Source organism: Devosia sp. A449 (assembly GCF_054489375.1).
Window position 1 is genome coordinate 285,734 of record NZ_JBTMWU010000001.1, and the last position, 24,116, is coordinate 309,849.

Annotated in this window: 20 protein-coding genes; 10 read left to right on the forward strand and 10 right to left on the reverse strand. The window is 59.7% G+C overall.

From position 1 onward, the window contains the following. The first annotated feature begins 26 nt into the window (after positions 1-26). The 6 genes from ACX3OW_RS01395 (at position 27) to ACX3OW_RS01420 (ending at position 6,277) form a co-directional block, all read left to right on the forward strand. The gene (locus ACX3OW_RS01395; protein WP_459093947.1) at positions 27-680 is read left to right on the forward strand and encodes a cupin domain-containing protein; all 654 of its coding nucleotides are present in this window, start codon (positions 27-29) and stop codon (positions 678-680) included. 2 nt (positions 681-682) lie between these two features. Then, positions 683-1,645 carry a C-terminal binding protein gene (locus tag ACX3OW_RS01400; protein WP_459093948.1) on the forward strand — a complete coding sequence of 321 codons (963 nt, stop codon included), beginning with the start codon at positions 683-685 and terminating at the stop codon, positions 1,643-1,645. Further along, positions 1,642-2,409 carry a glucose 1-dehydrogenase gene (locus ACX3OW_RS01405; RefSeq protein ID WP_459093949.1) on the forward strand — a complete coding sequence of 256 codons (768 nt, stop codon included), beginning with the start codon at positions 1,642-1,644 and terminating at the stop codon, positions 2,407-2,409. The genes ACX3OW_RS01400 and ACX3OW_RS01405 overlap by 4 nt, the downstream gene beginning before the upstream one ends. A gap of 25 nt (positions 2,410-2,434) precedes the next feature. Continuing rightward, the gene (locus ACX3OW_RS01410; protein WP_459093950.1) at positions 2,435-3,271 is read left to right on the forward strand and encodes a 5-deoxy-glucuronate isomerase; all 837 of its coding nucleotides are present in this window, start codon (positions 2,435-2,437) and stop codon (positions 3,269-3,271) included. A 122-nt stretch (positions 3,272-3,393) separates the two neighbouring features. After that, positions 3,394-4,878, forward strand: a complete 1,485-nt coding sequence (locus tag ACX3OW_RS01415; RefSeq protein ID WP_459094780.1) for an NAD-dependent succinate-semialdehyde dehydrogenase — start codon at positions 3,394-3,396, stop codon at positions 4,876-4,878. A gap of 13 nt (positions 4,879-4,891) precedes the next feature. After that, positions 4,892-6,277, forward strand: a complete 1,386-nt coding sequence (locus tag ACX3OW_RS01420) for an aminotransferase (RefSeq protein ID WP_459093951.1) — start codon at positions 4,892-4,894, stop codon at positions 6,275-6,277. Between the two features lie 465 nt (positions 6,278-6,742). On the opposite strand, the gene ACX3OW_RS01425 is transcribed toward ACX3OW_RS01420, so the two are convergent. The 5 genes from ACX3OW_RS01425 to ACX3OW_RS01445 form a co-directional block, all read right to left on the reverse strand. Further along, complete coding sequence (locus ACX3OW_RS01425) at positions 6,743-7,570, reverse strand: carbohydrate ABC transporter permease (protein WP_459094781.1); 828 nt, start codon at positions 7,568-7,570, stop codon at positions 6,743-6,745. Between the two features lie 43 nt (positions 7,571-7,613). After that, on the reverse strand, positions 7,614-8,501 hold the full coding sequence (locus tag ACX3OW_RS01430) for a carbohydrate ABC transporter permease (RefSeq protein ID WP_459093952.1): 888 nt from the start codon (positions 8,499-8,501) through the stop codon (positions 7,614-7,616). Positions 8,502-8,561: 60 nt separating this feature from the next. After that, positions 8,562-9,839 (reverse strand): extracellular solute-binding protein, encoded by a 1,278-nt coding sequence (locus ACX3OW_RS01435; protein WP_459093953.1) that lies wholly within the window; start codon positions 9,837-9,839, stop codon positions 8,562-8,564. A 155-nt stretch (positions 9,840-9,994) separates the two neighbouring features. Next, positions 9,995-11,080 carry an ABC transporter ATP-binding protein gene (locus tag ACX3OW_RS01440; RefSeq protein ID WP_459093954.1) on the reverse strand — a complete coding sequence of 362 codons (1,086 nt, stop codon included), beginning with the start codon at positions 11,078-11,080 and terminating at the stop codon, positions 9,995-9,997. Between the two features lie 198 nt (positions 11,081-11,278). Further along, the gene (locus ACX3OW_RS01445; protein WP_459093955.1) at positions 11,279-13,132 is read right to left on the reverse strand and encodes a glycoside hydrolase family 2 protein; all 1,854 of its coding nucleotides are present in this window, start codon (positions 13,130-13,132) and stop codon (positions 11,279-11,281) included. Between the two features lie 114 nt (positions 13,133-13,246). On the opposite strand from ACX3OW_RS01445, the gene ACX3OW_RS01450 reads away from it, so the two are divergent. From ACX3OW_RS01450 to arfA, 3 genes are all read left to right on the forward strand, one after another. Beyond that, a complete protein-coding gene (locus ACX3OW_RS01450; protein ID WP_459093956.1) occupies positions 13,247-14,254 on the forward strand; it encodes a LacI family DNA-binding transcriptional regulator in 1,008 nt (335 codons plus the stop codon). A 127-nt stretch (positions 14,255-14,381) separates the two neighbouring features. Continuing rightward, a complete protein-coding gene (locus ACX3OW_RS01455) occupies positions 14,382-15,311 on the forward strand; it encodes an ArsR/SmtB family transcription factor (protein WP_459093957.1) in 930 nt (309 codons plus the stop codon). 106 nt (positions 15,312-15,417) lie between these two features. Continuing rightward, on the forward strand, positions 15,418-16,929 hold the full coding sequence (gene arfA / locus ACX3OW_RS01460; protein WP_459093958.1) for an arabinosylfuranosidase ArfA: 1,512 nt from the start codon (positions 15,418-15,420) through the stop codon (positions 16,927-16,929). A 308-nt stretch (positions 16,930-17,237) separates the two neighbouring features. Here the strand turns inward: arfA and ACX3OW_RS01465 are convergent, their stop codons facing one another. Genes ACX3OW_RS01465 through ACX3OW_RS01475 form a run of 3 tightly spaced genes read right to left on the reverse strand, consistent with a single transcriptional unit; the run spans position 17,238 to position 20,029 of the window. Next, positions 17,238-18,347 carry a terminase large subunit domain-containing protein gene (locus ACX3OW_RS01465; protein WP_459093959.1) on the reverse strand — a complete coding sequence of 370 codons (1,110 nt, stop codon included), beginning with the start codon at positions 18,345-18,347 and terminating at the stop codon, positions 17,238-17,240. Continuing rightward, positions 18,334-18,717 (reverse strand): DUF5681 domain-containing protein, encoded by a 384-nt coding sequence (locus ACX3OW_RS01470; RefSeq protein WP_459093960.1) that lies wholly within the window; start codon positions 18,715-18,717, stop codon positions 18,334-18,336. Before ACX3OW_RS01470 ends, ACX3OW_RS01465 begins: the two co-directional genes overlap by 14 nt. Beyond that, positions 18,707-20,029, reverse strand: coding sequence for a site-specific DNA-methyltransferase (locus tag ACX3OW_RS01475; RefSeq protein ID WP_459093961.1), 1,323 nt, complete (start codon positions 20,027-20,029; stop codon positions 18,707-18,709). The genes ACX3OW_RS01470 and ACX3OW_RS01475 overlap by 11 nt, the downstream gene beginning before the upstream one ends. A 481-nt stretch (positions 20,030-20,510) precedes the next feature. On the opposite strand from ACX3OW_RS01475, the gene ACX3OW_RS01480 reads away from it, so the two are divergent. Beyond that, positions 20,511-20,813: a sunset domain-containing protein gene (locus ACX3OW_RS01480; protein ID WP_459093962.1), complete on the forward strand. Its 303-nt coding sequence runs from the start codon at positions 20,511-20,513 to the stop codon at positions 20,811-20,813. A 469-nt stretch (positions 20,814-21,282) separates the two neighbouring features. Here the strand turns inward: ACX3OW_RS01480 and ACX3OW_RS01485 are convergent, their stop codons facing one another. Beyond that, entirely contained in the window at positions 21,283-23,451 is a 2,169-nt protein-coding gene (locus ACX3OW_RS01485) for a methyl-accepting chemotaxis protein (protein WP_459093963.1), read from the reverse strand. 225 nt (positions 23,452-23,676) lie between these two features. After that, the gene (locus ACX3OW_RS01490; RefSeq protein ID WP_459093964.1) at positions 23,677-24,102 is read right to left on the reverse strand and encodes a F0F1 ATP synthase subunit epsilon; all 426 of its coding nucleotides are present in this window, start codon (positions 24,100-24,102) and stop codon (positions 23,677-23,679) included. Positions 24,103-24,116 lie beyond the last annotated feature (14 nt).

Below are 24,116 nucleotides of genomic sequence, written 5' to 3' on the forward strand. Positions count from 1 at the left end.
CAGCGCCCAAGCAAAGTGTGCCCATCATGACCACCGGAATTTTCAAACTCACCGATACTCAAAGCTGGACCGAGGCGTTCAGCGACGCCGCATTGGCGGTGTCATGCTACACCGGCCCATTGCCGGCCAATGGCGCAGCCTTGGCCGATGCCTATGTTTTTGGTCAGCTGCGGAGCGGTACGCTCAGCATCGTCGGCAGCGACCGCGTGGTCCAGACTGGTGACATTTTCGCCCTGGAGCCGGGCCAGGCCAATGGCTGGTCGCCATCGGCAGATGCAGCGGGCTATGTGATGGTACGCCGCGATGACGCCGCCGCAATGGGCGCGCCGGTCGTGGCTTCGCGCAGCGACCTCGCAGCCATTCCGCCCTCCAATCCCACGCCCGCCCATCTGCTGATCAGCGGCGACCCGAAACAGGGCGATCTGGTATTCTGCGCGGGTGCCGACGGGCAGTGGAATGTCGGCGCTTGGGAAACCAGCCCGTATCACCGCGTCCCGACCACCTTCCCCAAGCACGAGCTGATGTATCTGCTGGATGGCTGGCTTGAGCTGACGCTCGAAGGCGGCGGGGCGCATCGCTTCGTGGCCGGGGACAGCTTTGTCGTTACCAAGGGAACGGTCTGCGACTGGAAGACCGGTGGCCTGCGCAAATTCTACGCAACCTTCACGCCAAAGGCATAATCATGGGCAAAGCGGTCGTAATCGCACCGGGTTATGCAGACCATGCCACGGAAGCCGACATGCTGGCGCCGCTGGGGATGACGCTGTCCGTGCTGGACTGGCATGGCAACCGCGCGGAACTGTTCGCCGGGCTCAACGAGGCGGCGATCATCTTCGTTCGCGATACGGCGCTTGATGCCGATGTCATCAAGGCCTGCGCCAAGGCCAAGGGCATTGTTCGCTACGGCGTCGGTGTCGACCGGATCGATCTAGAACAGGCCAGAGCACAGGGCATCAAGGTCGCCAATATCCCTGATTATGGCGCTGACATTGAGGTCGCCGACCAAACTCTGGCGCTCTATCTCGCCCTGCAGCGCCGCGTCGTCAGCCACGACCGGGCGGTCCGCTCCGGCATTTGGGGTATCGGTCAGGAGCAACCCATCCAGCGCATCGCCGGCAAGACCCTCGGATTAATCGGTTTCGGGCGCATTGCCCGGGCCGTCCGGGCCCGCTTCGCCGCTTTCGGCGTGGTCGGCGTGCTGGTGCATGATCCCTATCTCAGCGCCGGCGATGCTGCGGCGCAAGGCGTGCAGTCGGTAAGCCTGGATGCGCTCGCGCGTGGTTCGGACATCGTCTCGATCCATGCACCGGTGGCCGATCCGGATGCCCCCATGATCAATGACGGTTTCCTGTCCGCCATGCGTCCAGGTTCGGTGCTGCTGAACACCGCGCGCGGCGCGCATGTAGATGAAGCGGCACTGGTCCGTGCATTAACGGGTGGAGCGCTGTTTGGCGCGGGCCTCGATGTGTTGCGCCAGGAACCGCCCGAGCGGGACCATCCGCTGCTGGGTCTGCCCAATGTGGTACTTTCCGACCATGCCGGCTGGTATTCGGAAGCCACAGTGGCGTCGTTGCAGCGCCAGGCCGGTGAGGCCGCCGTGGCGATCCTGAACGGGCAGACGCCAGCCAACTGGGTGAACCCATGAGCCGGGGTGCGTTCGATCTAACGGGCAGGATTGCCCTGGTGACCGGCGGCGGCAGCGGTCTTGGCCTGGCCATGGCGCGCGGGCTGGCCGAACATGGCGCCTCCGTTGTGCTGGTCGGACGTGACGCCGGCAAGCTGGAACACGCTGTCGAGCTGATCCAGAGGGGCGGCGGCCAGGCTGGCGCAGCCGTTTGCGACCTGCTGGACCCGGTTGCACTCGATGAACTCGTCCGCGGCACCGAGGAGCAGCATGGCGCCATCGACATCCTGATCAACAATGCCGGCATCCAGCACCGGCAGGCGGCGCTTGAGGTCGAGGATGCCGACTGGGCGCGTGTGCTCGACACCAATCTTACGGTTCCGTTCCGCCTGGCCCGGCAGGTCGGACGGGGCATGGTCAGTCGTGGCCATGGCAAGATCATCAACACCCTCTCGGTGCTGTCGAGCCTGGGGCGGCCTTCGATTGTGCCCTACACGGCGGCCAAGGGCGGGCTGAAAATGCTTACCAAGGGGTTGGCCGTCGAATTGGCGCCGTCAGGGGTGCAGGTCAATGGCATCGCCCCGGGTTACATCCTGACCGAGATGAACACCGCCCTGAGCGAAGACCCGGTCTTCAGCTCCTGGCTGATGGGCCGCACGCCGGCAAAGCGCTGGGGCCAGCCGCAGGACCTGTCCGGCGCGGCTGTGTTTCTGGCGTCAACCGCTTCCGATTTCGTGACTGGCCATGTGCTCGCCGTCGATGGCGGCCTGACCGCTTCAGTCTAGCCCGAACTTCAACCAGGAGAGCCCCATGAGCCTCATCATCCGCAATGCCGACAATGCCAACCGCGCTATCGTTGACGCCAGCAACCCGCATCTGCAGGACGTCTATTTCAACCGTATCAGTCTGGCCGATGGCGAGTCGGTTACCCTGGAGGTTCCCGGCTTCGAGACGGTTGTGGTCGTGCAACGCGGCGTCTGCCGTGTTGCCGTCGGCAGTGCGCTGTTCGAAGGCATCGGCCGGCGGGCCGATATCTGGTCGGGCAAGGCCGATTCCGTCTATGCTGGCACCGGCAATGCCATCACCATCACGGCCACCGGGGCGGTGCTGGAAGCGATCGTGGCTGGCGGCGCCTGCGCCGAGAGCCATGCGCCATTCCGCGTGACGCCTGACGAGGTCCAGAGTGTCGTCGTCGGCTCGTCCGACACTAAATCGAAGCGGGAAATTTTCCACATCCTGGGGCAGAACGCCAATGGTCGGGCGGGAAATCTGCTGGTCAGCGAACTCTATGCGGAAGACGGCTGCTGGTCGGGCTATCCGCCGCACAAGCACGACACCCATCGGGATGGCGAGACCAATCACGCCGAACTCTACCACTATCGCTACAATCCGCCGACCGGGTTTGGCGGCCAGTTCCACTATCACAACGACGGCACGCCGGAGGCCGTGATGACCCTGGACGGCGACAGCTACCTGCTACCGACGGGCTATCACCCCACCGTAACGTCGCCGGGTCATCAGGCCTACGTCTTTACCATTCTGGTCGGCCGTGATCAGCGGGGCCTCGTGCAGTTTTTCGACCCCGAGCACGCCCACCTGATCGACTATATCCCGGGCCTGGGCGCGATGCGCGATAAGTTCAAATAGCCGAAAATTCTTCGGCAACAGCGGCTTTTCCCGCGAAAAAACCTTTGGCGCCCATGTGCTTGGGCAGCATTTTTGGGCGCCATAACCCTAGTCTTGGGTAGTCGCAGGCCTGAGGACGCATGATGAACGCAATCGCCGTTAATTTCCCCGTTAGCCAGTCGTGGATGCCGGCCGACGGCAGCCTGATGCCGGGCAGGGCCTATTATGACGGGGGCTGGCATAGCGGTACGGCGCCGATGACGCCCGTGACCAATCCAGCCAATGGCGTGGTCATCGGCCATGTGCCGTCCCTGGGAGCAGATGCAACGCAATTGGCGATTGCCGCTGCCGACGCCGCCTTTATCGGCTGGCGGGCCATGCTGCCACAGCAGCGGTCGAACATCATCCGGAAATGGTTTGAATTGATTCGCGACGCCCGTGAAGACCTGGCGATTATCATGACGCTGGAGCAGGGCAAGCCGCTGCATGAGGCGCGGGGCGAGATCGACTATGCCGCCAGCTTCGTGGAGTGGTTCGCCGAGGAAGCGAAGCGCATCGACGGCGAAATACCAATGAGCCATCTGCCCGGCCGCTCCATGCGCGTGGTGCGCGAGCCGATCGGCGTCGTCGCCTGCGTTACGCCGTGGAATTTCCCCTGCGCGATGATTACCCGCAAGGCGGCCGCGGCCTTGGCAGCCGGTTGCACAGTCGTGATACGGCCAGCTAATGAAACACCGTTCTCGGCGCTGGCTTTGGCGGTGCTTGCGGAACGTGCCGGCTTCCCCGCCGGGGTGTTCAACGTGCTGACCGGGCCCTCGCGCGACATCGTTGGTGAAATGACCGCGAATCCGCGCATCCGCGGCCTGAGCTTCACTGGATCGACGTCGGTGGGAAAGCAACTGGTCAGGGCCTGCGCCGACACGCTCAAGCGCGTCTCCATGGAACTGGGCGGGCATGCCCCATTTCTGGTGTTTGACGACATAGATCTGGATCGTGCGGTCGCAGCCGCCATCGACGCCAAATTTCAAACCACGGGGCAGGATTGCCTGGCGGCGAACAGGATTTTTGTGCAGCGCAGCATATACGAGCAATTCCTCGAAAAATTTACCGCCGCTGCCCAAGCCCTGCGGGTCGGAAACGGCTTTGAAGCCGGGGTTATGCTGGGCCCGCTCATGCATGAACGTGCGGTCAACAAATGCCTTGACCAGATTGCCGATGCGACCGCTGCCGGGGCGCGATTGCTCACCGGGGGTGAGGCCAACGGGCTGTTCCTGACGCCGGCCGTGCTGGCAGATGTGCGACCGGATATGGCGATCTTCCGCGAGGAAACCTTCGGGCCCGTCGCCGCAATCCTGCCATTCGATACCGAGGCAGAGGCACTAGCGGCCGCCAATGACACTGAATATGGCCTGTCTGCCTATCTTTTTACCAATGACCATAACCGCATCTGCCGGGTAACCGCAGCGCTGCGCAGCGGGATGGTGGCGGTCAACTGCGTGAAGATGACTGGGCACCCCATTCCCTTTGGAGGCGTGCGCGATAGCGGGTTGGGCCGCGAAGGCGGGCGACACGCGATCTCCGAATTCACTGACCTGAAATATGTCTGCGCCGCTTACGACGCTGTCTGAGCAAGGAACTATCATGGACGACCGCATCAACGACCTGTCTACCGTCGACAGAGAATATGTTTTCCACCCTTCGACCCATCTCGCTCAGTTCGAGCGCGGTGATATCCCGAACCGGGTCATGACCGGCGGCAGTGGGGTCTATGTTCGGGATCGTGACGGTCTGGAAAGTCTGGACGCCTTCGCCGGCCTCTACTGCGTCAATATCGGCTATGGCCGCACCGAAGTCGCCGATGCGATCTACGCCCAGGCGCAGAAGCTGGCCTATTACCATGCCTATGTTGGTCACTCGAACGAGCAGATCATCAACCTGTCTGAACGTATCGTGCGCTCTGCCGGCATGGGCATGAGCAAGGTCTATTATGGCCTGTCCGGATCGGACGCCAACGAGACCAATCTCAAACTAGTCCGTTACTACAACAACGTGCTCGGCCGCCCGACCAAGAAAAAGGTCATCTCGCGCCATCGTGGCTATCACGGGTCGGGCCTGATGACGGGCAGCCTGACGGGCCTGCAGTCGTTCCATAACTCGTTCGACCTACCCATGGACGGCATTCTGCACACCGCTTGCCCGCATTACTGGCGCTATGCCCAGCCCGGCGAGAGCGAGACCGATTTTTCGTTGCGTTTGGCGGCCGAACTTGAGGCGCTGATCCTGCAAGAAGGGCCGGAAACCATTGCGGCCTTCATCGGCGAACCCGTGCTCGGAACCGGTGGCATCGTGCCGCCGCCAGAGGGCTATTGGGCCGCGATCCAGGCTGTGCTGCGGAAGTATGACGTGCTGCTGATTGCTGACGAAGTGGTCACCGCCTTTGGCCGGACCGGCCAGTATTTTGGTTGCCACACCTACGATATCCAGCCCGATATCATCACCATCGCCAAGGGTTTGACCTCAGCCTATCTGCCGCTGTCGGGTTCGATCATTGGCAAAAAGGTTTGGGACGTGCTGGTCGAAGGCAATGACAGACTGGGTCCCTTGGGCCACGGCTGGACCTATTCGTCACATCCCGTTTGTGCCGCTGCCGCCAATGCCAACCTGGATATTGTCGATGGTGAAGACCTCACCGGCAACGCCGCCCGCACCGGCGGCTATTTGCAGCGCCGGCTGCGCGAAACCTTCACCGACCATCCCCTGGTCGGAGAAGTGCGTGGCGTTGGCCTGATGGCCGCCCTGGAATTCGGGACTGGCGCCGAGCGTCGGGATTCCTTCGCTGTCGACCTCAAGGTCGGTCCGCGTGTATCGGCGGCGGCTCTCGAACTCGGCATGATCGCCCGCGCCATGCCGCAAGGCGACATCCTTGGCTTCGCGCCCCCGCTGGTGATCACTGAGGCTGAGGTCGACAAGATCATCGACATCACGCAGCGCGCCGTCAACCAGGTTCTCGACGAGCTTTCTCGCTAGGCCGAGCTCCCCCATCGCTGCTTGGACAAAGCAGCGATGGGGAAGCATTGCCGTCAGCATGTCGGTGGTCGATCGATAGCGAGCGAATAGTTTTCGCGGCCTATTGATGGAGAGGTAACTCAGGAAGTTTGGGCTGTCGGACTGTAATGCGGGAATGCGTTGGTTCAGGCGCTCTTTTGCAGTTAACCGTGAGAGGGTCGGCGCGTGGATATTTGATCGCAGCACCGCTTTCTGCCGGACCGCCCCGTTTCAACCGAGAGCTACGCCCACCATCGGCCATTTCTCATTCTCTGGCTGTTGCAGCGGTCAGAAACGACCTAAATGGGGTCGGATGCGATCGGGCCGCTTACAGATGAAAATTCAAATAAAGCTGTCGTTCGTCGAGCGGATTAATGACTGCCAATCGAACCGAGCGCTGAAGAGACAGGGATCTAGCAGTCGATAGTAAACAGGGTTGCCATCGTCTCAGCCCTTCACCCCGGCAGACAGCATAATTGCCTGTGTGACACGACGTTGGAATATCAGGTAGAGCACGGCAACCAGCAAGGCGGCCATCATGGCACCGGCGAGCTCGCGTGCATACTGGACGCCAAACGCATCGTTGACCTGCGTGATGCCTACGGCAACGTTCATCATTTCCGGCTTTGAAACCGCAAGAAATGGCCAGAGGAAATTGTTCCAGGCACCGATGAAGGTCACAATGGCGAGCGCAGTGGTTATCCCCCAGTTCATCGGCAAATAGATGCGGGTGAAAATACGCCACTCACTGGCCGAATCCATCTTTGCGGCTTCTCGATATTCCTTGGGTACCGAGTCGAAGAAGTTCTTGTAGACGATGATCACGACGGGGTGGATGAGCTGAGGAAGAATCACCCCCATCCAGGTATTTATCAACGATAACTGAGCCATCAAAATGAAGTGGTTGACGATCAAGGCGGTCAACGGAACCATGAAGCTGGCAAGGATCAGCACCCACAGGATAGTGCGACCCGGGAATCTGAGTTGTGACAACGCATAGGCGGTGAGGGCGCTGCACACCAGGGTGATGGCGGTGACACCAAGCGAGGTCACCAGCGAATTGAGGTACCATCGCCCGATCATGGTGTTGACCAGAACGTGCCAATAGGCCTCGATCGTCCAGGTGCGTGGCAGGAATTCCACGGTGTTGGAGATCACCTGGGATTCGGGTTTGAGGGAGGTGACCACGCCCCAATAGATCGGAAAGGCCCAGAGCACCGCAAAGATCACCGTGACCAGCGTCAGGATGAGGCCGCCGATATCGAGCGATTTCATGATGCGGGGTTTGGCCGTGAGGCCAGTGGTGTCCGCTACTATGTCAGCGACGCTCATTTTGACCTCGTGCGCGAAGCAACTGGAACTGCAGGACTGAGAAGACGATGACGATCACGAACAAGGCGACCGAAATCGCTGCGGCGTAGCCGCCCTGGTTTTTCTGGAAGGCCTGACTGTAGATATATTGTACCAGCACCATCGAGGGGTCGGGCCGGCCGCCCTGCACGAACAAATAGACCTGATCGAAAATCTTCAGCTGCAGGATCAACTGAATGGTCAGCACGAGCGCCGTCACCGGCCAGATCAACGGCCAGGTGATGCGGCGGAAAATCGTCCAACGACTGGCATTGTCCAGCGCCGCGGCCTCATAGATGTCGGTCGATATCGAGCGCAGGCCAGCAAGGAACAGCAGGATATTAAAGCCGCAGGTCCACCAGATGGTGACGAACGCAACGGCCGGCATGAACATCCACTGCGTCCGGAACACTGGCGTTTTCGCCCCGAAAATCCAGGTCAGCGGGTACTGCATGATGCCGAACTGCAGATTGAACATCCAGTTCCAGATGCGGTAAACCACCGAGACAGGCAGGATATAGGGCAGGAAGAACATCGCCAGAATGACGCTTTGCTGCCATCCCTTGAGGCGCGACACCATCATCGCGATGGCGAGCCCGATCAGCGTGTTGGGGATGACGGTCAGCGCGACGAAGTAGGCTGTGTTTCGGAGGGCGGTCCAAAAACGACGGTCATCGAACATCTCGATGTAATTTTCGAGACCGATCCATTTTCCGGGCCCGATCAGGGGCGCATCGGTAAAGCTGAGATAGACCATCTGGGCGGTCGGCCACAGAAACAGCACGCCATAGGTCAGCACAAACGGAAGAATAAGAAGATAGGCGACCGCAACTTCGCGTCGGTAGTTCCTGATCATGCTGCTCCGGCCCCTTAAAGTGTTCGGCGGCGCGAAGCCGCCGAACCAGATTTTGAGGAATTAGTCGGCCTGGTCTTGCAGGTCGGCCTTCATCTCGTCGATGGCTTCCTGCGCACCCATTTCGCCGTTCATGGCCGGGCTGATATAGTTGGCAACGGCGTCATAGACGGGCGAAGCCACGCCAGCCAAGACCGACTTGGGATCGAAGACCGCAGTGTCAGCCAGCACCGAATAGGTGGCGTTGGGTTCCATGGTCTTGAACGCTTCGCTATCGCGGGTTGGTGAATAGGCCGGGATGTGGCCGGCATCTGCCCAGGCCAGCGAATTCTCATTCATCCACGAGATGACCTCCAGTACGGCGGCCTTCTTCTCCGGCGTCATTTCCTTGCCGACATTGTTCGGGATGGCAAAGCCATGCGAGTCGGCCCAGGTCGCTGGGTGATCGAAGAAGGTCGGGATGGCGATGGCGCCCCATTCAAAGCCGAGTTCGCCCTTGGCCGCGAGGTCGGTCATCGTCGGAACTTCCCAGACGCCGTTCATGTGCAGCGCTGCTTTTCCCGAGGTGAACAGCGCAACCGAACCTTCATATTCGGTAAGTGCGGGCGCATAGCCGCCCTCGACCCAGCTGGCCATGGTTTCGACGGCAGCCACTGCCTTTGGAATGCTCTCATCGGGCAGGAAGGTGCCGTCTTCGCCCAGGAACACGCCGTCCTGCTGGCCGAACAGCGAGTAGAACACGCGCCATGGCGTACCGTCGCCCGAGGTCTGCAGCGAGAGGGCATATTCGGAATTGGGCTGGAGCTTCTCGAGAGCCGCCATGAAATTGTCGGCGCCATCTAGGCCCGTGGGCTTGCCGTCTTCGCCAAGGAGCCCTGCTTCGGCCAGCTTGTCCTTATTGTAGTATAGGACGATTGAGTGGATATCGAAGGGCACGGCATATTGGGCGCCATCGCTCTGGCCGGCTTCCCAGTTGGCCGGGGCGAAGGTGTCTGCGCTAAGGCCGACGCTGGCGAGATCGTCCACGTTGATCTGCGCCAGAGCCCCCGAGGATACCCCAAGCGGCACGCGCGACAGGTGATAGGTCATTACGTCAGGACCTTCGCCAATGGCGGCCGAAGTCTGAACCTTGGTATAGAAAGGGGTGCCCCACTCCAGTGTAGTCGCCTGGATGTTGATTTCACCCTGATGTTCAGTGTTGAAGCGGTCGATCAGTGACTTCATGCGCACGCCGTCACCGCCGCCGAGGAAATCCCACCAAACGACGTCTTCCTGGGCTTGCACGGCACCGACAGATAACAGCGCAGTCGACAGCATTGCGATCTTGAAAAGATTCTTCACGTTTTCCTCCCTTGGGACAATCCCGACGCCACTCCTCAGGCAGTGCGCCAGCTGGCGAAGCAGGCGCACTGTAGTCAGGCGGCCGTTTTAGACGGCTCTATGTTCTTCCTCGGCCGGCCCATTGATGGGCTCCATGCCGGTCTCCAACCGGTCTGTTAGCCGGCGGCGTGGTAGGCCTTTCCGGCATCGTCAAAAACGATGGCTGTATCGCCATCGAGAGTGATGTGGACGGTATCTCCAGCTTGGATCTGGCTGATGCCCTTGTCCTCGGCGACCAGGACGGTGTCATCAGGCAGGCGTGTATAGACCAGAGTCCGTTCGCCGAGCCGCTCGACCACGTCGGCCACGCCCGATATGCCAGCGCCCATGAAATTGACATGAGCGGCCTCTGCGCGAATGCCGAAGGTAAGGTTGTTTTTTGGCAAGGATGCATAGGGCACCGCGGTCTGTACCGCCGTCTGTCCGGCAAAGCTGACCGACGCCTTGCCGCCAACGTCGCTGATGGCTGCAATTGGGATGAAGTTCATTGCAGGTGATCCAACAAAGCTGGCCACAAATCGCGTTGCCGGGCGCGAATAGACCTCCATCGGGGTCCCGATCTGTTCGATCCGACGATTGTTCATCACCACGATACGCGTCGCGAGTGTCATCGCTTCGGTCTGGTCGTGGGTCACGAAGATCATCGTCGCCTTGATACGATTGTGCAGCTGCGCCAGTTCGAGGCGGGTGCGCACGCGTAATCCGGCGTCGAGATTGGACAACGGTTCGTCCAGAAGGAAAGCCTTGGGATCGCGGACGATGGCTCGACCGATGGCGACCCGCTGGCGCTGCCCGCCGGAGAGCTGCGCGGGCTTGCGATCCAACAATTGCACGATTTCGAGCATGCGCGCGGCATCTTCGACGCGTCTGGTGATTTCGGCCTTGGGCGTCCCGACATTCTGCAGCCCGAACGACATGTTGTCGCGAACCGTCATATGGGGATAGAGCGCGTAATTCTGGAACACCATCGCCACGCCACGTTCATTGGGCGGCAACTGATCGACGCGCTCGCCGCCAATGAAAATTTCCCCCTCATTGACCGCTTCGAGACCGGCAATCATGCGGAGCAGCGTCGATTTTCCGCAGCCTGATGGCCCGAGGAAGACGATGAACTCGCCCGACTCGATATGCATCGACACCTTGTCGAGAACACTAACCGCGCCGAAAGATTTGCTGACCTCTTTAAGGACAATGTCGGACATGGCTTTCCTCTCCCGCGGCGCCGCTGGCGCCACCTGCTAAGCACTCGAGGCCAAACCTCGGCACATAGTCATTTGTAATATTTTTCAAACGGATCGCGCGGACAGTCAATCCCATTCCAGAAAATGATATCAAAAATCTGGATAAATATCACCAAACCCGCTTTCGAGGCGGGTTCGGCTCCACCGCGCCCGAGGCCATCAGTCGATGGGCGACCCGTCCTTGGCCGCCGCGCGCGCCTTACGCCTGGCATTGTCAATCTGCTCATGCGGCACCGATGCTGCCGGCAGCATTGTAATATCGCGCAAGGTCTCGAAGGGCAGCTTCGGCTCGCGGCCTGCTGTCAGCAGCCCGTTCACTTCCTGCTCGGTGTCGCTAACCTGGGTGTAACAATAGCCAGCAATATGCGGCATGGCGGCGATGGCCGAGAAGATATCGCGAAGGCGATCTTCGAACTCCTTCGGATCCGCAACGGTGGAATAGCCGTGCCATTTCTCGCCCTGCTTGGGCAGGTAGCTCAACCCGCCAAACTCGGTCAGCATTACGGGCGCATCGCCCAAGACGCGACCACCCAGCACGATACGCCGGCGCGCCGGCCCCATCCCGGTCAGCATGACCTCGATATCCGTCGGATCATGGAAGCGGCTCGTCAGCCCCGCGCCATCGGGCGCGTAGTCGTGCACTGACCAGATATCGCTCTCAACCAGTTCCCAACCGTCATTGGAGATAACCGGGCGGCTCGTATCGAGCGCCTTGGTCAGGTGATATAGGGCGCTGGCATAGTGCTCCTGATCGGGCCGATCCGCAATTTGCGACACGCCCCAGCTCTCATTGAGCGGCACCCAGGCGACGATGCATGGATGGCTCTTGTCGCGCCGGATTGCCGCCATCCACTCCTTTGACAACCGCTCGATGGCCGAGTTCGAGAAGGCATAGGCGCTGGGCATTTCCTCCCAAACCAAAAGGCCCAGCACGTCGCACCAGTAGAGAAACCGTGGGTCCTCGATCTTCTGGTGGATGCGCACACCGTTGAAACCCATGGCCTTGATGAGCTCGACCTCGCGCCGCAACGCTTCCGGACTGGGCGCCGCGAGATGCGATTGCGGCCAGTAATTCTGGCCAAGCACCATGCGTAGATAATAGGGCAACCCATTGAGAAGGAACCGCTGCGCACCGACGGCGACGCTGCGCAGGCCAAGATAGGACTGCACCCGGTCGGGTCGCTTGGCGTTCAGCACCACCTCGACATCCACCAGGTTCGGCTTTTCCGGCGACCACAGCAGGTAATCGCGATGCACGCCGTTTTCGAGCTGCGGCACCGGGATATCGAAGCCCAGTTCGGCGTCGTTGAGCATCATCGTCTGCTCGGCAATCGGCTTGCCCTGGGTGCTGAGCCTGATGGTCACCGTGGTTGGCGCCGCTGGCATGGTGTTGAGGCGGATATCGCAGCGGACGCGCGCATTGGTTAGGTCGGGGACCAGATGAATATCGGTCAGATGCAGCGCCGGAACGACGCTCAACCACACCGGCTGCCAGATGCCGCTGGTGCGGTGGTACCAGATGGAATGGGGCGCCTCGAGCCAGTCCTGCTTGCCGCGCGGCATGCGGACATCTTCCGGCTGGTCCTCGGCGCGCACCACCAGCACTTGCTCTCCCGCGCCAAGGGCGTGTGTGACATCAAGAGAGAACGGCACATGCCCCCCCTCGTGGTTGCCGACGCACTGTCCATTGACCCAAACGGTCGCTGCATAGTCCACGGCGCCGAAATTGAGCAGAAGCTGCTCGTCCGATTGCAGCTGTGGCGCCACAAAAGTGCGCCGATACCAGATAACCGGATGAAATCCGGTCTCGCGCAGCCCGGACAATTCACTTTCCGGCGGGAACGGCACCACGATCTGTCTGTCGAAGACCTCCGCGTGCTGGTACCAGTTTTGGCCAATGCCGATATTGCCGTCGTCATGGGCAAAGCCCCATGAGCCGCAAAGATCAATCCAGTTGTCGCGGCGGAACTGTGGATTGGGCGCAAGCGTGGTTGCGGTTTCGGTGATCGTCATGGTTGCTCCTCGTCAGCGTCCACAGCTCTCGCGGCTGCCTTGCTAAATTTGTTTAGCAAGCTCATCCAGCTGCGCTATCTTGTCAAGGATGGCTGTGAGGTGTCGGAGGGTGGTTTGAAGAAACGCGTCAAAATGGTGGATATTGCACGCGCGGCAAACGTATCGCGGACCGCTGTGTCGCTGATCCTCAACCAGGTTCCCGGCATGCGCATCGCTGAAGCGACGCGGCAGCGCGTGCTGCAGGTGGCGCGTGAGCTGGGCTATGACCCAGGGCCTCGTCTGGAGGAATTGAGTCAGGAGAACCAGCGCCTTTTCGGGCTTCTGATCAATGAAATTTCGTCTGCTTACCCGATCGACTTGGTCTATGGCCTCCAGAACTGGGCCGATGCGCAAGGCGTCCAAATCATCATCCAGGTCACCGATGGCGTCCTCGATCGAGAGAGCGCCGCCCTCGACAATTTCGCCCGTTTCGGCGTTGAGAGCGTTGTCTATGCCAGCAGCTTTTCGGCCTTGGCCACGCCTCCCGATGGGCTGCACGCGTTCCGCCATGTGCTGCTGAATTGCCGGCGCGAGGACGGCACCGGCCTCGCCGTCTTGCCCGCGGAACGGCACGGGGGATCCGTAGCCACCCAGCATCTGCTCGACATCGGTTGCAAGCGCATCGCCACGATCACCGGCGATCCCTGGCAGTTCGCCAGCAAGGAGCGCCTCGCCGGCTATCGCCGCACGCTCAACAAGGCGGGTCTCAATCTGGGTAAGGCCTATGAGGCTGCGAGCGACTGGGGGCATGCAACGGGCTATCACGCGGCCCGTCAACTCTTCGAACTTGCCGAACCACCCGACGCGATTTTTGGGCAAAACGATATCATCGTCCGCGGAATCCTAGCCGCTGCGCAGGAGGCTGGATTGCGCGTGCCGCAGGATCTGGCACTGGTCGGCTATGACGACCGGGAATTCGCCAAGGATCTACAGATCAGCACGGTGACCCTCCCTCACGCTGAAATGGCCGAACGGGCGCTGGTCGATTTGGCGAGCGGAGGAGAGTTGGGCGACAAGACGTTATTTATCGCTGGTGAACTGATCGAAAGAGCAACAACGCAAAAAGACCCGGCCCGCCAATGAACGACCCAATGCATTCCGGCTGTTCTGGCACATTTGCACGCTGAAAACGTGCTCAACTCCGTTTTGCCCGTGCGTTCGCGAAAAAACTGTTACATGAGTTCGGGGTTCGTTTCGTGAGAGTGCATCCGTGAGCCGCAATTTTTTGGTGATTGATCCCGAGGAGAGGATCGAGGTGCTGAAGGCGCTCGCCTCTCCGATCCGGATTCAGGTTCTCAAGCTCCTCCATGTCGAAGGACCGCTCAACGGCAACGATATCGCCGCACGACTCAGCCTGCCGCAGTCGACCGTGTCGACCAATCTGCAAATTCTGGAAGGCGCAGGTCTCATCCGCACCGAGACGCAGAAGGCGCGCAAGGGCAACCAGAAAATCTGCCATTCGACCTTTGACGAAGTCCTGGTGACGTTCAAGGAGGAGGTCAAGCCTCTGAACCCCAAGACGATCGAAGTGTCGATGCCGCTGGGGCTCTATACGAGCTGTGAAGTGTCGGCGCCGTGCGGCCTGTGTTCAACCGAGGGCATCATTGGCTTGCTCGACGTTCCGAACACGTTTCTGAACCCGGAGCGTATGAAGGCCGGGCTGATCTGGTTTACGCGAGGCTTCATCGAGTACCAGTTTCCCAACAATGCCAAGCTGGCGCAGAACACCGTCGAGGTCATGGAATTTTCACTCGAATTGAGCTCGGAAGTGCCTGGAACCTCGGCCGATTGGCCCAGCGATATCACGCTCTCCGTCAATGGCACCGAGATCGGCACCTGGATGTCGACTGGCGATTATGGCGACAAACGCGGCGTCTACACGCCCGACTGGTGGAAGCTCAAGGGCAGCCAATACGGCCAGCTCAAGAGCTGGCGTGTGACGACCGACGGCACCTATGTCGATGGTGTGAAGATATCGCCGGTGTCCCTGGTGGACCTCGACCTTGCCAACCATCACTCGATCCGCCTGCGCATCGAAGTGAAGCAGGACGCCAAGCATCCTGGAGGCATTAATATTTTTGGCCAGGGCTTTGGCAACTACGACCAGGACATCATCCTAAGGCTGCAAACCGCGCGCTAAATCGAGCATTGCGAAGCTGCCCGCGCCCTCTTGCGTCAACCCCACGTGACCGCTAATCATAAATCGTGATGTAAATCCATAAAATGGAACCAGTGGGAGAGGGCCGTTGAGAGCGTCAGTTATTGCGAACAAGGACTACACGATCTCGAAAATCGATGATCGTGTATATGGGGCTTTCCTCGAACATCTGGGCCGCGCGGTTTATGAAGGCATCTATGAGCCTGACCATCCGACAGCCGACGCTGACGGCATGCGCGGCGATGTCGTCGACTTGGTGAAAAAGCTCAATGTTCCGGTTGTCCGCTATCCGGGCGGGAACTTTGTTTCGGCCTATAATTGGGAAGACGGTATCGGGCCGCGCGAAGCGCGCCCAACGCGCCTGGATCTTGCTTGGCATACCTCGGAAAGCAATGCCGTCGGAATCCACGAATTCGCCGATTGGTGCGCAACGGTCGGCACGGAGATGATGCTGGCCGTGAATCTGGGGTCGCGCGGCGTCGATGACGCCCGCAATTTCCTTGAATATGTCAACCATCCGGGTGGCTCCTATTGGAGCGACCTGCGCATAAAGAATGGTCGCAAGGAGCCCTGGAACGTCAAGCTCTGGTGCCTGGGCAACGAGATGGATGGACCTTGGCAGGTCGGCCACAAGGACGCGACGGAATATGGAAAACTGGCGGCAAACACGGCACGCGCCATGCGCATGTTCGACAAGTCCCTGGAACTAGTCGCCTGCGGCTCATCCAATTCGGACATGGCCAGCTATCCCGATTGGGAGCGGATCGTTCTCGAGCATACCTATGATCACGTCGACTATATTTCGCTGCATATGTACTTCGCCAACCGGGACGAAAATACGCCCAACTTCTTGGCGTTGGCAGAAAAACTCGACACCTACATTGAAACGGTGACTGCCACAATCAAGCAGGTAAAGGCCAAGCGCAAGTCGAAGCGCGACGTCTATATCTGCTTTGACGAGTGGAATGTCTGGTACCATTCCAACAAGCGGGACCGAGAGATTTTGGACGGCAATGGGGGCTGGCCGCATGCGCCGGGTTTGTTGGAGGACATCTACAATTTCGAAGACGTGCTGATGGTGGGGTTGATCCTCAACACCTTCATTCGCCGTTCCGATGTCGTAAAGATTGCCTGTATCGCCCAGTTGGTGAACGTGATCGCGCCGATCATGACCGAAAAAGGCGGCCCGGCCTGGGCGCAAACCATCTATTACCCCTACTACTTCGCCTCAGTTTTCGGCCGTGGCACGGCCCTGCAATTGCAGGTGAATTCGCCAAGTTATGAAAGCACGCACAAGTCGAAAACGCCGTTTGTCGACGTTTCAGGCGTTCAGAACGAAGATGGCACGCTCTGCTTCTTCCTCGTCAATCGCCACATGAGCGAAAGCATCGAGACCGAGGTTGATCTGCAAGGCTTTGCCGGCGGCACCATCATCGATCATCAGGTGATGACCCATACCGATCTGAAGGCCGTCAACACCGCGAAGGACCAGCAACAGGTAGCGCCCCGCCAGGGCGATGGAGCGAGCATCAACGGCGGCAAGCTGCTGGTGACGTTGCCTCCCTATTCCTACCAAATGGTGCGGGTGCGCGTCAGCTAAGGCGCCCGCCGTCGAGCCCATAGCTTCAAGGCCGCGCCATGGCGCGGCCTTTCTGCATTCCTATGAGGTCACATTGTTCAAACGACTGTAAGCGCTCGCGTTAGTTTTGGGTTAGCCGCCGGCAACATTGCCAATCGCCAGTTTAAGAGCGGCAGTCCGGTATCGGCCCCATTCTGCCACCAGTGGTTGTTCTGCGAGGTGACCGCTGTATATTGCGGACGTAGCGGGAACGGTGTTTCTGGCAGTTCAACGCGGGACAAAACACTGCGATGATTCAGAGACGTTGGCTTTGAATCGTCATTGGCAGTTCAACGATCCGCCAGCCGCCGACCGGCATCATCTTGTACTCGCTGGACCAATGCTGCTTGTTGAGCAATTGCTCCCTTTTCCCATTCTTCCAGCGTCATTGGTGGATTTGGGTCTTGCCAAATCCACGGCGATTGCGGTCCGTCGAAGTATAGTTCTCTTATGGTATCCATTGGGTCCAATGGCTTAAGAAGAGCCCAGGGAAGATGCGCTTTACCATCCCAGTCGGGTGGTCGGTACCAAGCGATTCCGTTTCCATGATTGTTAACGACGCCCAATCCCGGCGCTTGTAGGTATTGAGCAGCGAATTTCTCAGCGCCCATCAAGGGGAGCTGTTCTTCGATTGTTTGTTTGCTCTCCCGTTCCTCGCAAAGGGCCACGCCCTTATTTCTCGTAACGAACCCACCACGTGGGGTGGCCCATTTTTCGACGCCGCGGGAAACAGCGGCTATGGCGAGGCATTGCCATTCGGGCCTGTGAGAAAAATAACCGGTCAGGTCTTCTACATGGAGGCGCTGCTGCACTATAACGATGCGGCCGTGCGTCTTGCTGTTCAGGCGGTGTAGAACATCATTTTTGAAATATTCGGCGACTTGCTCGCGCTTGTCGGCATCCTCAATCTGAGACGGTGACTGTGGGTCGTCGACGATGATGACATCGTAGCCTTTGCCGATAATCGCCTCTCCATATCTGAGGAAAGACAACGAACCGCCTTGTGGGAAATCCATGCGCCGGTCAGACGCAGTGAATTCGATCTGGTCGAACACGCCGCCGTATCGATCTGACCGCATGAGCCTAACGACCTTTTGGCGGAAATCATTAGCTAGATCCGATGTGCCGGCGAGGATCAGTATTTTTAGCCGCGGATCCTTACCGAGCAGGAATGCCGGCATGGCGATCGAGGTCATAAATGACTTCAGGCTGCGCGGCGGCAGGTTGATGATTAGTCGATTAGGCGTTCCGGCTATGAATTGGGTTAGCTGATGCGCGATGACGCCGATATGCCAGTTTTCGAGCAGCTGTTCGCCAGGATGAAGAACCTCGAAAGCAAGCCCGGAAAACATATCAAACTGGGTGCGATACATCAGTTGGTAGGGATCATTCCTCGTCATCTTCGTCGTCCGGCTTGAGCATGTCTGCGATCAACTTGTTCAGTCGATCCTCGTCGTTGGACGTCGGCTTAAACTTTTGCTTAGGGTCAAATTCACTCAGAAATTGGAGCGTTGGGATCCATTTTCCGAGCTTGCCAGCAGCGACCTCGTGAAGAGCTCTGGCAATGATCATGTCCATCGGCGTGCTGGTCGTGCCGTCTGACAATTTCAGCTTCCGATGTAGCTTTTCATGGAGCTTAGCTTTGACCGTGGTGCCCCGAGCTTCGCGCCCCTTTGGGTTACCAGATGTTCCCGGCTTGAACCGCGAACTCTTCGGCGGCTTCCCATATCCAACCTCATAGGGGTCATCGCCGTCGCTATCATGGGACATTGGTGCCCTCCGCGCGTTCTTCCGCGACGTCGGAAAGGGGCCTCTGTGATGGCAACAATACCGGCTCAATTCCTGTCGCTGTTTGGAAGCGGCGCAAAATGACGTCGACAAATCTTGGATCGATCTCGATGAGAGCCGCTCGACGCTTGGTGGCTTGCGCCGCCAGCAACGTCGTCCCGGAGCCGCCGAATGGATCAAGCACTAGATCGCCCGGTATCGTGGAGTCACGAATGGCATCCTCAACCATGGCAACCGGTTTGACCGTGGGGTGATCATCAAGGTCAGTTTTCCGCGTCGCTGAAAATGACGAAGCTCCGGGGTACTGCCAAAGGTTAGAGCGGTTACGGCCGAGGCGACCGAGCTGCACGTTGTTAGTATGGCTGGCCTCTCCATGTTTGAAGACGGCCACCATCTCGTGCTGGCTGCGGTAGAACGAACCCATGCCACCGTTGCTCTTCGCCCATACGCATATGTTGAGGAAGCTGTCGAATAGTTGGCGCCCTGCGACCACCATGTCGGCGATATGACGCCAATCAATGCAGTGGTAGTGCAGGGACCCATTTCGCGAATGATCTCGCGCTAGACCCATGACCAAGAGCAGAAATGCTGCGAACTCCGCCTCGGACATTTCGCCCGATGCCATGGCGAAGTCTGTGTGGGTTTTGGCCCCGGCACCACTTACCATCCCCGGAATTTTCAAGTTGTAGGGGACATCGGTGAACACGAGGTCGGCTAGTTGACCCTGCAGCAAATACTCAAAGCTGGCTGGTTCACGGGAGTCACCACAAAAGACCTGGTGATCCCCGCATTGCCAGAGATCGCCGAGACAACTGGTGGGGGTCTCCGGCGGCAGCGGAATATCCTCCTCCGATCCCGCGATAGAAGGAGGCGCCAGCAGACGATCGATTTCGATCGCGTCGTAACCGGTTAGTTCGATCTCATAGTTGGCAGCGATTAGATCGCGAAAGTCGCTAGCCAGTAGCGCCGCGTCCCAACTGCCCTCCTCGCCAATTTTGTTGTCGGCAATTCGAAGCGCCTTCTTTTGATCCTTCGAGAGCCCGCGCAATACGATGACCGGCACATCGGCTAGGCCCAGTCGCTCAGCTGCCAACCAACGTCCATGACCGGCAATGATCATCGCCTTTTCGTCCACGAGCAGTGGAGAAATATATCCGAACTCACCATAGGCAGCGGCCAGCTTTTGGATCTGACGCTTTGAGTGCTTCTTTGGATTTGTGGGATCAGGTTTGACCTGAGTCAGCGCCATGACTGTCACAGCGATGGGGGCGGGGTGGTTCGCTAGCGTAGCCATGTGTGCCTCATTTTCTACCATCAGAAATGCACGGGTCACATTTGTTGTCAACTAAACAAAGTCAGATGCAAAATATCGACATAGTCTATGTTCTAATTAATCCGCAACCTATTCTTCTTACGGTAATGGAAAGCCGGTCTTGTCTAAACGAATCCCTCTTAACTCACGTCTTATGGGTCGTCTTAAACCGGAGTATGACTGGCCTTCCACAAACGGAATTTGGCTGCATCCCGCATTTCCAGTCATTCGATAACTTGGTAATTGGGTAATTGTTCAATTCGAACCGCCCAATTTCGATCTTCTCGCCAACCCGCATTGACCTCGCGGTACGTGCAGATCGCAAACCCCGCCCTTGGCCGGGCGCGCTAGTTGTGCGATAGGCCGTCTTTTCAAGCCGCGAGAAACCGTTGCTTCACCAGTATCCCCAGATCGGCTTGCTAGCGTGCGGCTGGGTGGCATCCTCACTATCGAAGGGGTGTCCATGATCCGAGGTCTAGTTAAAGTCTTGCCCGTTTTGGCCGCGGCCGGTGTGGGATTCGCGGGCGCTATGTTGCTTATCGTACCCGATGCAGGCGCGGGCATTGCCCGTGCGACCCTCGGCTCTCTCGGCGGCGCCGGCTGCAACATCAAGGGCAATATCAGCATCAACAGCGGTGAGCGCATCTACCATGTGCCAGGGCAGCGATACTACCTGGAGACCATCATCCGATCTGAACACGGTGAGCGCTACTTTTGCTCTGAGGCCGAAGCACGTGTCGCCGGATGGCGTAGAGCCGGCGTTTAAAGACCGGCTCCGCGAGGCAATTCGCTGTGGCGAGCAGGCTACCCTGCGTGGGTTGCTCTCTACGCTGCTGGCTTCGCACCTATCCCTGCTACCGCGCCAAAAATTCCCTGATACTGGCGTAGGGAATATCCGAACAATCCATTGGCACTGCCGCTACTTGGCCGGGACGCAACGAGGGTGAATTCGTCAGCATTCTCCAATAATCCCTGTAATTCGGCGTTAGCAGGGAACAGAGCCTGGTTTGCGGCGACTACGTGCACCGCCAGTCGGCCCGTATTTTGGGTGGGCTTTAAGCGTCGAATCCGGACAGAAATGGCGGTTTTTGCTTGCGCAGCGCGCTCGGCAATAGCCCGTTGAGCGCTGCACCAACCCATTGAAAATCAACGAGCGTTTGCCCCGCTGACGCTGTTGGCGGAGGCAGCATTGGCTGGCAGCATGCTGGTGGTTTGCCTGCGGTTTTCTGCTGCGCCTAGGCGACGCGGCGTTCGCCGGGCGCGCGCGCCGGATTTGCGCGGCGCTCTTCGATGACAAAAATATCGACGATGCGATCGAGCGTCTGGGCCTGGGCTTCGGTTTGCTCGATGGCAGCGTTGGTTTCTTCGACCAGCGCCGCATTGTGCTGGGTCATTTCGTCCAGCGTGCGGACGGCGGTGGAGACTTCGTCGATGGCGGCGGCCTGTTCGCCGCTGGCCTTGGCGATGGCTTCCACCAGCGCGCTGTTCTGCTGCACCGCCTCCTGCATGGCAGCGAGACGGGTCGCGGCATCCGACACCAGCAGCGAGCCGCCCCTGACCTCACTGGCCGACTGTTCCACCAAGGCCTTGACGTCGGCCGAGGCGCTGGCGGCCGATTGGGCCAGTCGGCGGACTTCGACGGCGACCACGGCAAAGCCCTTGCCGGCGTCGCCGGCCCGCGCCGCTTCCACCGAAGCATTCAAGGCCAACAAGTTGGTCTGGAAGGCGATGTCGTCGATCAACCCGATGATGTTGGAGATCTTGCCCGAGCTGGTGGTGATGCGCTCCATGGCTTCGTTGGCCTTGGCCATTACGGTGCCGCTCTCGGCGGCGGAATGGGAGACCGCCAGCGCCTTGCCGGCGGCGTCGACGGCCATCCGCGCATTGGTGGCGACGGTGTCGGCCAGCGTATCCATGGCGGCGCTGGTTTCCTCGATGGTGGCGGCCTGCCGTGTGGTGCGCTCGGAAAGGTCATTGGCGCCGGAGAGGATTTCGCCGGTGGCGACCTTGAGCGAGCGCGAGGTGGCGCGGAGCTGGCCGACGACATCGGCGAAGCGCGTCACCGTGCCGTTGAGCGCCTCGCGCAGGGCTTCGAATTCGGGCGGGAACGGCGTGTCGATGGTGCCGGTCAGATTGCCCTCGGCAAGCTGGGCCAGCCCGGCGCCAACGGCCGCAACGGTCTGGCGGCGGGCGGTGACCTCGGTGGCGAACTGCACCACCTTGTAGGGCACGCCATCGAGGCCCAGGATCGGGTTGAAGGTGCTCTGAATCCAGATTTCGCGACCATCATGGGTGCGGCGGCGATACTCGCCGCTTTTGAACTCACCCTGCGCCAGATCGCGCCAGAACTGGCGGTAGTCCGTCGCATTGGGATCGGTATCGAACAGGAACAGCGCATTGGGGCGGCCGGCAATGGCCGACAGCTCATAGCCGAGCAGATGCAGGAAATGGTCGTTGGCGGTCAGCACCTCGCCGGTCAGGCTGAACTCGGCCACCATCTGCGACATCGAGATGGCATTGAGCTGGCCGGTATGATCGGCAGCGGCGACCAGATGGCGATTGGTTTCTTCGCCCAGCTCGGCGACGCGCGCCGCATTGGCGCGGAACACTTCCACCGCCCGGGCCATGGCGCCGATTTCGTTGCGCCCCTGCGTATAGGGCACCGGCGTCGCCAGATCGCCCTCGGCGATGGCGCTCATCACCGCGGAGATGCGGGGGATCGGCCTTGTCAGCAGGCGCGACAGCAGCAGCGCCATGATGCCGATGATCAGCAGCGCGGCGCCGCCGACAGCCAGCAGCATGGTGATATTACGCCCGACCACGGCCTCGATCGGCGCGCGAGCGACGGCAATTTGCATCGCGCCGATGACGGTACCGTCAGCCATGGCGATGGGCTGGTAGAGGGTGAAATAGCCGACGCCCTGGATGACGTCCTCGGCGCGCAACTGGGTGTTGGCCAGCATGGCGTCGAAGAGCGGGGTGCCGGCCAGGATGGGGGCATCGAGCAGGCGTTCGCCATCGGCCTGCAGCAGGCTCGTGGTGCCGACGGTTAAATCAGGCCCGACCTCGACGTCGTAGACATAGATGGTGGCATCCTGCCCGGCGACCCGGGCAATGGTGTCGATCACGTCATGGCTGCGGAAGCGCGGCATCGAGCGCATGGTCAGCCCGGCGACATCGCCGGCCTCGTCGGAGGCGATTTCCAGGCTCGGCAAATTGACCTGCAGAATTTCTGCGGCAATGCGCGTGGCGCTGGTCACCTCATGCTCGGCATTGTCGCTGGCGGTATTGGACAGGCTGATAAACAGCCCCAGCAATACGGCGCCAATCGCCAGGGTAATGGAACAGATCGCCATCGCGGCGATGGCAAAGGTCAAACGGATATTGCCGAGCAAAGAACCCATTCTGTGGCTCCAATGACCCACACCCTTCTGGGCGCGCGGTACTTATCCGGCCAGAGACTGCGTATATTGTCTTAAGCGAGTGTTGATGATCTGCAAATTGATTGGCCGGTGAAAGACCCAGCCCAAGATCATGGCGGCTATACTATTGTCACGACTGATCAAAATGACAAAAGCCCGCGAAGCTGAGTTCGCGGGCTTTTGACAATTTGTTGGGTCGAGGCGGGTTTAGTGGATGTGACCGCCGTCGATCTGGCCGGCTTCCATGGCCAGGTTCAGCAATGCGCTGACGATTTCCTGAGCGTAGGATTTGTCTTCCGGCGTCGGCGCGGCAGCCAGTTCGGCTTCGGCAGCCTTGATCTGCGCGGCCAGGTCGGCCTGATCGAAATCAGTGAACGGCACCGAACGCTCAGCCAGAATGGTCAGGCCTTCGAACGACACGTCGGCAAAGCCGCCCTGGACGAAGAAAATCTCGTCGCGGTTATTCAGGCCATGCACGGTGATGAAGCCGGCGCGCAGCGTCGTCATGAACGGCGCGTGGTCGGCCATCACGGTGAAGTAGCCCTCACTGCCCGGCACGGTGACCGAGGTCACGACTTCCGACAGCACCAGCCGCTCGGGCGACACGATCTCGATCTTGAGGCCATCAGCCATTTTTTTGGTCCCTT